Here is a 12,723-nt window from a genome sequence, read left to right as displayed (position 1 = left end):
CATGATGAAGGTGCTTTTTTATTATATTTCCGTTTTTAAACTATAGGTTTAAAACACCATTTTCTGCACCAGCGTAATCATTCCAAGCGTAAGCATCTGCTTCAGTATCGTTAACGTAAACACCGTCAACAATATATTTAAACTCATACGAGTTTCCTGATTCTAAATCAACAGTTCCTTTAAAAGTTCCGTTCTTTAGTTTCTTTAAAACTGCTTTTTTCTCATTCCAGTCATTAAAAGATCCTACTACAGAAACTTTCTTTGCTTCTTCTGCAGGTAATGAAAATGTTACTTTACATACTGGTTTACTTTTCAAAAATTGTTTTTTAATAGCCATAATATAAATTTTTAGGTATTATCTATTTTAATGTGTTGTTCGGGGCAAATTTACGAACAATTTTAATCTGGAACCCATATAAACTCCCATAGAGTATAAGAATTATCAATTTGTTAATATCTGTTAACAAATAGTTATAGTACATAAAAAAATTGGCATAAATTTTATATTATCATCAATGATTATTTCATGCTTTCAACTGATTTTCAGAGGCTTTAAGTTCGAAAACGTTTTCGAAAACCTACTATTTTTATTGTTTTATGAATCATTATGACGTGAATAAAAAAAGTCTAACTTTACAGCCTATATTTTGATATTATGTTCGGCAGAAAAAAATCCACTACGCAAATAGATAAAGACCAATTAGAACTCCTTGAAAATGCTCAAAAACGTATTAAGCAAAAAAGAGGGCTGTATGTTCATTTCATATTATTTTTAATTGGAAGTGTTTTTTTAATACTTGCCAACACAGTTCTTGGAATTGGCAAAGAGTTTACTTTTTTGGGAAAAGAATGGTTTTTGTTTGCTATTCTTATTTGGTTATTCTTTTTAATTTATCATGTTTTTAATGTTTTTGTCACGAACAAATTCATGGGAAAAGCATGGGAGAAGAAGCAAATGGAAAAACTGGTGTCAAAGCAGCAGATTCGCATTGATAAAATTAAAGAAGGACTTATTAAGGAAGAAACCTTAATAGCTCAAAGCGATCTACAGCCTGAAACTACTAAAAAAACAAAAAACAAAAAATCGGTTTTAACCATTATTGTAGCTGCAGCAGAAAACAATACTATTGGAAAAGACAACAAGTTAATTTGGCACCTTAGTGATGATTTAAAACGTTTTAAATCCTTAACAAACGGGCATCACATTATAATGGGGCGTAAAACTTTTGAAAGTTTCCCAAAACCACTTCCTAATAGAACTCACGTGGTTATTACAAGGCAAACTGATTATAAAGCTCCAGATGGTGTAATTATTGTAAATAGTTTAGAAGATGCCATAGATGCCTGTAAAAATGATTCACAACCCTATATTATTGGAGGTGGTGAGATTTACAAACAAGCCATAGGCATTGCAGATAAAATTGAACTAACTAGAGTTCATGAAAATTTTGAAGGCGATGCCTTTTTCCCTGAAATTAATGAGTTAGCATGGAGGGAAATCTCAAATACGTTTCATGATAAAGATGAAAATCATGTGCTTTCATTCTCTTTCATTACTTATGAAAAGAAATAATATTTAATACATATGACTACTCAAAAAGGTACATTTTCTAGGTTTTATTTAAAATTTAAAAATGCACCCCTTTATAAAGGTAAATCATCAAAATCACATAAAGTCAGTTCCAACTATGCTGTATGGGGCTTATATAGTCTTATTTGCCTGTTGGTTTTGAACTCGTACAGCTATCTTATAGCTCAAACAACACAATCCTCTTCAGTTTGGATTGACCTTGATGAAGATGAATCGTATACGGCACGTCATGAATGCTCTTTTGTTCAGGCGGGCGACAAATTTGTTTTATTTGGAGGAAGGGAATCTGCTCAAAAATTAGATATTTATGATTTTAAGAGTAATTCTTGGAGCATTGCAAAAAACCAAGCCCCTAAAGAATTCAACCACTTCCAAGCTACTTTTTATAAAGGGTTCATTTGGGTTATTGGTGCATTTAAAACAAATAATTTCCCTCATGAAGTTCCCGAGGATAACATTTGGTTATACCACCCTCCAAATGACATTTGGATTAAAGGTCCTGAAATACCTGAAGATAGAAGACGAGGTGGATCTGGATTGATTATATATAAAGATAAGTTTTATATTATTGGAGGAAATACCAAAGGGCATAATGGCGGTTTTGTTAATTGGTTTGATGAATACGATCCTTATAAAAACACATGGATCATATTAGAAAATGCGTCCCAAGCTAGAGATCACTTCAGTGCTGCTGTAATTAATGATACGCTTTACGCCATGGGTGGAAGACAATCAGGAGGTTCAAATGGTGTTTTTGCTCCTTTAATAAGTACTGTTGACACTTACAATTTTATTACTAAAACATGGTCTACCCTTCCTCAGGATTTACCAACGCCAAGAGCAGCTCCAGGAATTGCCGTTTTTAAAAATCAAATATTTGTTATGGGTGGTGAAGGCGAAACTGATGGACCTGCATATAAAACTGTAGAATCGTATAATCCTATAAGTGGACAATGGACTAAAGAGTCCGACATGAATTACCCTAGGCATGGCACACAGGCTATTCAATCTGGAAACGGAATCTATATAGCAGCAGGTTCTCCAAAAAGAGGCGGCGGAAAACAACTTAATATGGAAGTTTACAACTCGCATTCAGCTAAAGGAAACCCAATTACCACCTCTATAATAAAATCTCCACAGGCGGTAGACATAAATATTGAGGATACGTCGTTTATTACTTCAAAAAATATTAACGGAAATAGCGCAAGTTTTATAAATAGTATAAAGATTACTGGTGAAAACGCTTATAGTTTCAAGTTAATTTCGAACTTAAATCATACCTTAATACATGCCAATAGCGAGTTTTTAATAAAAGTGAAACATCTTAATAAAAACAAAGGAGAAAAGGCATCACTAGAAATAAAATATAACGGTAATATTATAAATAGAATTCAACTTAAAAGTATTTAAGAAAACACCTTATACCATTCCCTTTCCTAAAATTCTGTAATTTCGCCATATGGTAAAAGAAATTCAACTTCGTATTACACTTAAAGAGGAAGAGCGTAGTGATATTTTAGTTTTAAAATCGGCTTTAAATCTTAAAATTAATAGAGAAGATATTACAGGAGTTAAAATCCTAAGGAAATCTATTGATGCCAGAAAACCCAAAATCATTTTAAACTACAAAGTTGCCGTTTATATCAATGAGAAACTGGCAAAAAACTCTGCATATAAATTCGATTATAAAGATGTCTCGAAGGGAAAACCCATTCACATTATAGGATTTGGTCCAGCTGGAATGTATGCTGCCTTACGATGTATTGAACTTGGATTTAAGCCCATTGTTTTAGAACGTGGTAAAAATGTTCAAGACAGACGTCGCGATTTAAAAGCAATCAATCAAGATCATTTTGTAAATGAAGATTCTAATTATTGCTTTGGAGAAGGTGGTGCAGGAACTTATAGCGATGGCAAGCTATACACTAGAAGTTTAAAACGTGGTGATGTAAGGCGTATTTTTGAAAACCTAGTTTATCACGGAGCGGCAGATCAAATTTTAATTGATGCTCATCCACATATTGGTACCAACAAACTACCTAAGGTCGTTCAAAACATAAGAGAAACCATATTAAAATATGGGGGCGAAGTCCATTTTGAAACCCGGGTTACTGATTTCAATATAAAAAACCGTAAAATTAGATCTATACAACTTCAAAATGGAAAAGAATTATCTGTTGATAAAGTTATATTGGCTACTGGCCATTCTGCGAGAGATATCTTTTACTTACTACATAAAAAAGAAGTTGCTTTAGAGGCCAAATCTTTTGCCATGGGCGTTCGGGTTGAGCACCCTCAGCATATTATTGATTCTATTCAATATCATTGTTCTGGACCTCGAAATGAATTATTGCCAGCGGCTTCTTATGGACTAGTACAGCAAATAAACAATCGCGGCGTTTACTCCTTTTGCATGTGTCCTGGTGGATTTATTGTTCCGGCTGCAACGGCTAATGGTGAAGTAGTTGTTAACGGCATGTCCCCTTCAAAACGAAACAATCTATACGCTAACTCGGGTATTGTTGTTGAAATTAATGCAGATACTGACTTACCCAAATACGAGCAGTTTGGTCCTTTAAAAGGTTTAGAATACCAAAAAAAATTAGAACGATTGGCATTCACCTCAGGCGGAAGAAGTCAAGTTGCACCCGCCCAACGGCTGACTGATTTTGTGGAAGGCAGATTGTCTAACAGCTTAAATAACACCTCTTATCAGCCGGGGTTAAAATCGGCTCCATTACACTCTTTACTTCCCAAATTTATTGGAGGAAGACTACGCAAAGGTTTTGATGCTTTTGGGAAAAAAATGAAAGGCTACTATACCGAAGAAGCCAATATTGTAGGTGTGGAATCTAGAACTTCATCTCCTGTGTCTATTCCAAGAAATGGAACCTTAGAACATACTCAAATATCAAACCTATACCCTTGTGGAGAAGGTGGTGGTTATGCAGGAGGAATTGTTTCTGCTGCCATGGATGGTGAACGTTGTGCAGAAGCGGCAACTAATACCTTATAAGTTGTATTTTTATTTCTATTTTTGCAGCACTAAAAAAACAACAAACATGAACGCATATATTTTTCCGGGACAAGGGGCTCAATTTTCAGGAATGGGTTTAGACCTATATGAAAACTCACAACTAGCTCAAGATTTATTTGAAAAGGCTAATGATATTTTAGAATTTAACATTACAGACACTATGTTTGAAGGATCTGCTGACGATCTAAAAGAAACTAAAGTAACTCAACCTGCTATTTTTTTACATTCAGTAATTTTAGCTAAAACTCTTGGTGATAGTTTTAAACCAGATATGGTAGCGGGTCATTCTCTTGGAGAATTTTCAGCTTTAGTTGCTAATGGAGCTTTAAATTTTGAAGATGGGTTAAAATTAGTTTCGCAACGGGCCTTAGCTATGCAAAAAGCCTGTGAATTACAACCTAGTACTATGGCTGCTGTTTTAGGATTGGAAGATGATATTGTCGAAAAAGTGTGTTCAATTACTGAAGGTATTGTTGTAGCCGCTAATTATAACTGCCCAGGACAACTAGTTATTTCAGGTGAAGTTGAAGCCATAAACAAAGCTTGCGAAACTTTAAAAGAAGAAGGTGCTCGTAGAGCATTAGTATTACCTGTTGGTGGAGCATTTCACTCACCACTAATGGAACCCGCCCGTGAAGAATTAGCAGCCGCTATCGAAAACACAAACTTTAGCAAACCTGACTGCCCTATTTATCAAAATGTAACCGCCAATGCTGTTATAGATGAATCCGAGATAAAGACGAACCTTATTTCTCAATTAACGGCTCCTGTGCGTTGGACACAGTCTGTACAACAAATGGTAGCGGATGGCGCAACGTTGTTTACTGAAGTAGGACCAGGAAAAGTGCTTCAAGGTTTAGTAAAGAAAATAAACAGACCTTCTGAAACAGTTTCTGCAACTTTTGAAGCCAATAGTTAAATGAAACTTACCAAAAGAAGTATCTATATTTTTTTGGTTATAATTTTAACCATTGCTATAGACCAGATTTCAAAAATCATTGTTAGAACGAATGTAGTAGGGAGAACAGAAGTCAGTCCTAGCGAACGTATTTCATTAATTAGTGATTATTTCATCTTAATGAATGTTGAAAATACCGGAGCATTCTTAGGGATGGGAAGCGACTTAAGTCCTACACTTAGAATTATTTTACTCCTCATACTTCCTGTAGTCGTTTTAGGCTTTGTACTTCGCCATATATTAAAGGACAAAACATTAGATAATTGGTCGTTGTTCGCTTTTTCAAGTATCATTGGGGGCGGCATTGCTAATGTTTACGACCGTATTGCATACGGCTCGGTCACTGACTTTCTATTTATAGATTTAGGAGGTGTATTCAAAACAGGAATATTTAACCTAGCCGATTTATCGGTAACCACAGGTATGATTATTCTGGTAATTGTGAGTTTTAGAAAAAAGAAAACAACTTAAAATAAAAAGGTTGCTAAAAATTTAGCAACCTTTTTATTTTCTATTAGTTGATAATACTAATCATTAGCTCTCACTTTCTGCTCCCATTTCCATGCAGAATCCATCGCCTCATCTAAAGTTAATTTAGTTTTCCAGCCTAACTCATCATTTGCCTTATTTGTATCAGCATAAGCTGAAATAATATCGCCTTCTCTTCTACCTACAATCTTGTAGTTTAATTTCTTTCCTGAAACTTTCTCAAAAGATTTAACGACTTCTAATACTGAACTTCCTTTTCCGGTTCCTAAGTTAAAAGTTTCGTAGTTCGCTTTATTCTTATTCCGTAACAAACGTCCTAAAGCTACAACATGTGCTTTAGCTAAGTCTACCACATGAATATAATCTCTAATACATGTCCCGTCTGGAGTTGGGTAATCATCTCCAAAAACTGATAATTCTTGACGTAATCCTATAGCTGTTTGCGTAATAAATGGCACTAAGTTTTGCGGCACTCCAATTGGTAATTCTCCAATTTCAACAGACTCGTGTGCGCCTATTGGATTAAAATAACGCAAAGCAATGGCTTTTAACGTTGGAACCACTTTACAAGTATCCTTTATAACCTCTTCACCTATTTGCTTTGTATTTCCATAAGGAGATTCAGCTTGTTTAACAGGTGCGTTTTCAGTAATTGGCAATTCATCAGCTTGCCCGTAAACGGTACAAGAAGAACTAAAAATGAATGCAGCAGACGGCAGCTTTTTTAATTCTTTGAGGATATAAACCAAAGTTCCTATATTATTTTCATAGTATAAAAGAGGTTCTTGCACACTCTCTCCTACCGCTTTGCTAGCCGCGAAATGAATAACACCTTTTACATCATTATGCTTTGCAAAAAACGCTTCGACACCTTCTTTATTCTTTAAGTCTAACTTTTCAAAAATCGGGGTTTTACCAGTTATCGCTGTGATTCCATCTAAAACCTTTTCAGAAGAATTTGACAGGTCGTCAATAATAACAACTTCGTACCCTTCATTTTGCAATTCTACAACGGTATGGGATCCTATAAATCCTAACCCGCCGGTAACTAATATTTTATCCATTTATAAAATTTATAATTGTTGATGTAATATAATCTATTTGCTCATCATCTAATTCCGTATGCATTGGTAATGAAATAACGTCTTTTACTAAAGTATTAGTAACTCCAAAATCATTTTCCTTATATCTCGAATCCAAATAAGCTTTTTGCCTATGCAATGGAATTGGATAATACACACCACAAGGTATTCCTTTTTCATTTAAATGTTTTGCCAAGGCATCCCTATTTGCACCCTGAACTCTTAAAGTATACTGATGAAATACATGACAATCACAGGTATCACAAACACCATCACATCCTCTAACTGTTTTAGGTGTAATAATACTATCTATATCCTTAAAAGCCGTATTGTATTTTCTTGCAGCAGTCTGTCTAGCCTTATTGTAGGCATCCAAAAAAGGTAATTTAGCATTTAAAACAGCTGCCTGAATACTATCAAGTCTAGAATTTACACCAACAACATCGTGATGGTAACGTTCATACATCCCATGATTAACAATGCCTCGGATGGTATGTGCTAATTGATCATCATTAGTAAAAATAGCTCCTCCATCTCCATAACAACCTAAGTTTTTAGATGGAAAAAAAGATGTTGCTCCTACATTACCAATCGTCCCTGCTTTAACTTTTGAACCATCTTTATAAGTGTAATCTGCACCTATAGCCTGAGCATTATCTTCAATTACAAATAAATTATGTTCATTAGCGATGTCCATAATAGCTTCTATATTTGCACATTGGCCAAATAAATGAACTGGTACAATGGCCTTTGTTTTAGGCGTAATAGCTTTTTTTACAGCTTCAATATTGATATTGAAATCATCCTCATTAACATCGACTAAAACTGGAGTTAATTGCAGTAATGCAATAACCTCAACTGTAGCCGCAAAAGTAAAATCTGCGGTAATTACTTCATCTCCGGGCTTTAACCCCAAACCCATCATAGCTATTTGAAGTGCATCGGTTCCATTAGCACAAGGGATAACATGTTTAACTCCTAAATAAGTTTCAAGGTTTTTCTGAAAATCATGAACTTTCGGACCGTTGATAAATGCTGTATTTTCAATTACTTCCTGGATTGAAGGGTTAACGACATCTTTTATATCGTTATACTGACCTTTGAGGTCAACCATTTGAATTTTCTTCATCTAAAACAATTATAACCTATTATAATTAAGAAATAACACAACTAATTTTTATCAATACCCGTTGTGAACGAATCGATTACAAAATTACAAAAATCATTAACGTTAACCAATGAAACATTCATGATTTAATCCCAACACTAGACGCAAACGATATAGGTTAGCCATCCTATGGACGCACTAAACAAATTAAAATTAAACTTGAAGTTATTTTAAAGAAATGTATTTTAGCATAAAGAAAATATTTTGAGATCTTTATATACTATTGGAATTCACCTTATTGCTTTTGTTCTTAAATGTGCAGCATTATTTAATGAAAAACTTAACAAAGGTGTTCAAGGCAGAAAACAGACGTTTAAATTATTAGAACAAGGCATTTCTGAAACCGATAAAACCATTTGGTTTCATTGTGCTTCATTAGGTGAATATGAGCAAGGACTTCCTGTTTTTACAGAACTGAGAAAATGTTATAGTAAACATAAAATTATACTCAGTTTTTTTTCACCTTCCGGGTATGAAATCCGTAAAAATTCGCCCATAGCAGATATTGTTATTTACTTACCAATGGACACGCAAAGTAACGCCAAACGCTTTTTGGACTTTGTAAGACCTGAACTAACCGTTTTCGTTAAATATGATATTTGGCCAAATTTTTTAAATGAATTAAAAAACAGACAATTAAAAGCTATTCTCATTTCTGCAGCTTTTAGAAAAAACCAACATTATTTCAAATTTTACGGTAGCCTTTTTAGAAGCGCTTTATTCTCTTTTGATCATATTTTTACACAAAACAAGGCTTCAAGAGAGCTTCTTAATTCCATAGGCTATCATGAGGTTACTATTTCTGGAGACACCCGTTTCGACCGGGTTACAAATCAGCTGAATATGAACAATTCATTAAGTTTCATCCATGAATTTATAGATGGTAAATTATGTATTGTAGCTGGAAGTACTTGGCCTGATGGAGAATCTTTATTTGTTGATTTTATAAACAACAATGCATCCAAAGATATAAAATACATTATCGCACCTCACAACGTAAAAATGTCTCGAATACATAACCTTCAAAAGGAACTAGCTGCAGAATCTATTTTGTTTTCTGAAAAAGAGAACAAACAACTTACTGATTATTCAGTTTTCATTGTTGACACTATAGGTCTTCTTTCAAAAATTTATAATTATGCAGATATTGCTTATGTTGGCGGTGGCATGGGAAACACTGGCCTACACAACTCTCTCGAGCCTGCAGTATTTGGTGTCCCTATAATAATAGGCCAAAATCACAAAGAATTCCCTGAAGCTCAAGCCATGATTGATAATGGCGGCATGTTTTCCATTTCCAACCACAAGCAATTCAATACTATTTTAAGTGAACTCATTACGGATGATAATAAACGAGTAGCTTGTGGCGCCAAAAATAAAGACTATGTTAAAAAGAATAAAGGAGCCGTAAGCCATATCATTAATTATCTTAACATCAATTAACTTTTTAAATCCCGCTAACTTATTCCGGAATAAAGTTCTTATCCTGTGCTAATATCCATTTATCTATCTCCGTTCCATCCTCACGCATTGAAAATGATACAATATATTCACCGGCCTCTTTAAAGTCTAAAGTTATGGTTTGAGGATAACCACAATGATTTTCTTCAACCCGTTGCGCAGAAGACCATGTCCATACATTTTTCCCCTCACACCACTGTATACGTGCACCACTCTCTGGCCATTCACCATTAACACCAACATGTAACCCATTATCTTCTGAACCTGTTGAAAACGCTTTTACCCATACATAATACTTTCCAGGAGTATTAATCCTCACTTTATATGATACAATACCTCCTGTACCCGAAATAGGGAAAAAATTTTCACCCACAATTAATTCATCATCATGAGTGATACGCGTATCTGGCAATGCTTCAATATATGCATTCCCACTAGCAGAATCTGAATGATCTTCAAGCTTTTTACCTGCTTTAGATGGCAACTTACTAGTTTTTGATTGTGTATACCAATCTCGTGGTGAATTATTATTAGTTTTAAATTGATAAGCCTCCGCTTCAACTTCTAAAAAACCATTATTTTCTACAAAAGGTGGTTTATCCTTAAGTACCTCCATTACTGATGCTATTTCATTAATAACAGCTCCTTCTGGAATAAAATCAATGCTAGTCCAACGTCCTCTCGACCAAGCGGTTTCATCATTTTCAGGGATTTTCCCATTAGTGACCGCTTTTGACTGAATCTCAAGAATATCATTTTTATGAATAGATACAATTCCTAAGTCATGATCTACACTCTCATAAGAAGCACTTGTTTCGGGATTAGTAACGGTACTAATTTCAGTTCCATTTATAAGAACTTTATAAACCGATTCGCCATCATTTTCAGTGATTGTTCTGAAAAATACATTATACGAACCACTTTCTCCTTTAAAAATCATTTTTGCATTTGCGAAAACATCTCGATAACTTTTATCTGCTGCATTTATTCCTAATGCTGCATTGGACACGTCTTTATAAAATAATGCCTTACTTGTCTTATCTATTTCGAAATGACTCAATGCTTTACAAATAACAAGCTCTCGTTCTTTAGAAGTTACAGTTGTTGCTACATTACTTTTTGTGGTAATTAGGGCAACCCAATCTCCGTTATTATCTGGCGGTGTTCCAACGGAAACAAAACCACCTCCTTTAATAGATTTAACGCTTCCATTTTGTAATTCTCCTCCTGTTCTTGGGTTATACCATTTAATAGAAAACTTGGAGCTCACCCCATATAAATTTAACTTAGTTTCTTTTACTTCTGGAAGATATACTACATAATTAACACCATTATTAGCAAAAACATAATCATCTAGATTATCTGTTAGGCCGTTTGCCGAATGCATTGTTGTAAAGGAAACATACTTTTGAAAAAACTGTAGTGCATATCTCGTTTGATCCCATAAAATATCTCTTGACCTCCAGTCTTCACATTTTAAATCGTTATGCGCAAATTTATAACCGAAATACCATTCCACACCTGCTCCTCCAGCCATTAAATTCCCCCATAAAACCTTTGCTCTTATATCATTATGTTCTGGATCATCTGCATCGGGTTTAGCACCGGTACCTGCTGGTCCAATTTCATCTTGACAAACCACCCAGCGTTGTCCTGCTTTTTTAGAATCATTAATGAACTTTAAAACCCTTTCATGTACTTCATGCGGATCATGCGTTTGCATTGATGGTCCATCCAAGTATTCGTACCCCAATAAAGGTTCTAAATATGTATCTTGATCATTACTATGAGCATGAGTATGAAGTACAACTAGGTTCTTATAAGGATCATGTGTTTTAATATACTTAGCCATAGCCTTTCTGTCTTTAGTAGTTTGTCCTTTTGGTGTCCAGCTTAATGGGCCATTTTCTTCACCTAAATTCCAAGTAATCCCTAAATGATGTGAAAACCTCGCTATTAATTCTCTGTAATACAACTTACGCTGCGTACCTAACTCTCCTATATCTAGTAGCAATTCATTTTCAGTTTCTTGAGTTACTATATGTAACATTAAGCCCAATTTGTCCATATGATCAAAAACAACCTCCCATTGATCAAGCTTGCTACAGTCAAAACGGTAACGTTCATTAACACTATTCCAAGGCCATACATCTTTACCATCTCCTTGAACATTCATGGTTAAAAAATATACCGAATTCATATCTTTAGAGCTTAAGTAATTTAATGCTCCAATAATATTTTTTCCTTTACCATTTTGCCATGTTGGATTTCCTGACTTCCAATCTTGTGCATGTGCTTCGTATTTATGTGAAGGAGGGGTTTGATCAAACTCATAATACCCCAAAAAGCTTTCAGGGCTGTCTGCGCCACCTTTTAAGAAATAATCTTTACTATCTTCAAATTGTAAATAACCTAAGTCGGTAACATTCAAGCGCCCTTTCCCTCTAAAATCTTCACCTAGTTTATCAGATTTATCAACAACGAATGTGCCTTTTAATCCATCAAACTGAGTCACCTCTCCCGCATCAACATTATCGTCAACGGCAATAGCATCACCTTTTCTAAAAGACACGTTATAAGACCATTCACCTACAGTATCTGGTCTAAACCTTACTTTCCAAATACTTCCGCTTGTTGCACTTGTTTCACTAGCATCTCCGTCGGCTGCGTAAAACCCGGGAACTACATAGGTCTTATCTCCATTTTTAAAAGTTACATTTAATCTGTAATTCAAAAAGGGATTGTTCTGATCATTCTCGCTAATATCATCTCCTTCAAAACTTAGGGTTACCTTGTGCCATTTTTTTAATTCGCCATCAATAATAACTTTTGATTCTTGAGAATGAGATGTACTCATAAGCAAGAAAAATAATCCGGTTAAAACAAATAGTTTTTTCATGTGGTATATGTTTATAATAATATTTTAGTTTATAATTA

Annotated in this window: 10 protein-coding genes; 6 read left to right on the top strand and 4 right to left on the bottom strand. The window is 34.5% G+C overall.

Going from position 1 to position 12,723, the window contains the following annotated elements:
• Positions 1 to 40: 40 nt before the first annotated feature.
• Positions 41 to 337: an isoamylase early set domain-containing protein gene (locus Q0857_RS05175; RefSeq protein ID WP_298532840.1), complete on the bottom strand. Its 297-nt coding sequence runs from the start codon at positions 335 to 337 to the stop codon at positions 41 to 43.
• Between the two features lie 318 nt (positions 338 to 655).
• Between Q0857_RS05175 and Q0857_RS05170 the strand changes: the two genes are divergently transcribed.
• Genes Q0857_RS05170 through lspA form a run of 5 tightly spaced genes read left to right on the top strand, consistent with a single transcriptional unit; the run spans position 656 to position 6,057 of the window.
• On the top strand, positions 656 to 1,573 hold the full coding sequence (locus Q0857_RS05170) for a dihydrofolate reductase (protein WP_298532839.1): 918 nt from the start codon (positions 656 to 658) through the stop codon (positions 1,571 to 1,573).
• Between the two features lie 12 nt (positions 1,574 to 1,585).
• Positions 1,586 to 3,001, top strand: coding sequence for a hypothetical protein (locus Q0857_RS05165; protein WP_298532838.1), 1,416 nt, complete (start codon positions 1,586 to 1,588; stop codon positions 2,999 to 3,001).
• A gap of 49 nt (positions 3,002 to 3,050) precedes the next feature.
• Complete coding sequence (locus Q0857_RS05160) at positions 3,051 to 4,607, top strand: NAD(P)/FAD-dependent oxidoreductase (protein WP_298532837.1); 1,557 nt, start codon at positions 3,051 to 3,053, stop codon at positions 4,605 to 4,607.
• A 46-nt stretch (positions 4,608 to 4,653) separates the two neighbouring features.
• Positions 4,654 to 5,547, top strand: a complete 894-nt coding sequence (gene fabD / locus Q0857_RS05155) for an ACP S-malonyltransferase (protein WP_298532836.1) — start codon at positions 4,654 to 4,656, stop codon at positions 5,545 to 5,547.
• Positions 5,548 to 6,057 carry a signal peptidase II gene (gene lspA, locus Q0857_RS05150; RefSeq protein ID WP_298532835.1) on the top strand — a complete coding sequence of 170 codons (510 nt, stop codon included), beginning with the start codon at positions 5,548 to 5,550 and terminating at the stop codon, positions 6,055 to 6,057. It begins immediately after the preceding gene.
• A 56-nt stretch (positions 6,058 to 6,113) separates the two neighbouring features.
• Here lspA and galE read toward each other — a convergent pair whose 3' ends face one another.
• Both galE and Q0857_RS05140 read right to left on the bottom strand, forming a co-directional pair.
• Complete coding sequence (gene galE / locus Q0857_RS05145; protein ID WP_298532834.1) at positions 6,114 to 7,139, bottom strand: UDP-glucose 4-epimerase GalE; 1,026 nt, start codon at positions 7,137 to 7,139, stop codon at positions 6,114 to 6,116.
• Positions 7,132 to 8,286: a DegT/DnrJ/EryC1/StrS aminotransferase family protein gene (locus Q0857_RS05140; protein WP_298532833.1), complete on the bottom strand. Its 1,155-nt coding sequence runs from the start codon at positions 8,284 to 8,286 to the stop codon at positions 7,132 to 7,134. Before Q0857_RS05140 ends, galE begins: the two co-directional genes overlap by 8 nt.
• 243 nt (positions 8,287 to 8,529) lie before the next feature.
• Between Q0857_RS05140 and Q0857_RS05135 the strand changes: the two genes are divergently transcribed.
• Entirely contained in the window at positions 8,530 to 9,768 is a 1,239-nt protein-coding gene (locus Q0857_RS05135; RefSeq protein WP_298532832.1) for a glycosyltransferase N-terminal domain-containing protein, read from the top strand.
• Between the two features lie 19 nt (positions 9,769 to 9,787).
• Here the strand turns inward: Q0857_RS05135 and Q0857_RS05130 are convergent, their stop codons facing one another.
• Positions 9,788 to 12,685 carry a DUF5060 domain-containing protein gene (locus Q0857_RS05130; RefSeq protein ID WP_298532831.1) on the bottom strand — a complete coding sequence of 966 codons (2,898 nt, stop codon included), beginning with the start codon at positions 12,683 to 12,685 and terminating at the stop codon, positions 9,788 to 9,790.
• Positions 12,686 to 12,723 lie beyond the last annotated feature (38 nt).

This window comes from uncultured Algibacter sp. (assembly GCF_947495925.1).
Taxonomy (GTDB): domain Bacteria; phylum Bacteroidota; class Bacteroidia; order Flavobacteriales; family Flavobacteriaceae; genus Algibacter_E.
Note: the sequence above shows the minus strand (reverse complement) of the source record. Positions and strands in the feature narration are given on the sequence as shown.

Bases quoted from the DNA above. Each gene is read 5' to 3' on its own strand.
- Q0857_RS05175 (WP_298532840.1), bottom strand. From the start codon at position 337: ATGGCTATTAAAAAACAATTTTTGAAAAGTAAACCAGTATGTAAAGTA.
- Q0857_RS05170 (WP_298532839.1), top strand. From the start codon at position 656: ATGTTCGGCAGAAAAAAATCCACTACGCAAATAGATAAAGACCAATTA.
- Q0857_RS05165 (WP_298532838.1), top strand. From the start codon at position 1,586: ATGACTACTCAAAAAGGTACATTTTCTAGGTTTTATTTAAAATTTAAA.
- Q0857_RS05160 (WP_298532837.1), top strand. From the start codon at position 3,051: ATGGTAAAAGAAATTCAACTTCGTATTACACTTAAAGAGGAAGAGCGT.
- fabD (WP_298532836.1), top strand. From the start codon at position 4,654: ATGAACGCATATATTTTTCCGGGACAAGGGGCTCAATTTTCAGGAATG.
- lspA (WP_298532835.1), top strand. From the start codon at position 5,548: ATGAAACTTACCAAAAGAAGTATCTATATTTTTTTGGTTATAATTTTA.
- galE (WP_298532834.1), bottom strand. From the start codon at position 7,139: ATGGATAAAATATTAGTTACCGGCGGGTTAGGATTTATAGGATCCCAT.
- Q0857_RS05140 (WP_298532833.1), bottom strand. From the start codon at position 8,286: ATGAAGAAAATTCAAATGGTTGACCTCAAAGGTCAGTATAACGATATA.
- Q0857_RS05130 (WP_298532831.1), bottom strand. From the start codon at position 12,685: ATGAAAAAACTATTTGTTTTAACCGGATTATTTTTCTTGCTTATGAGT.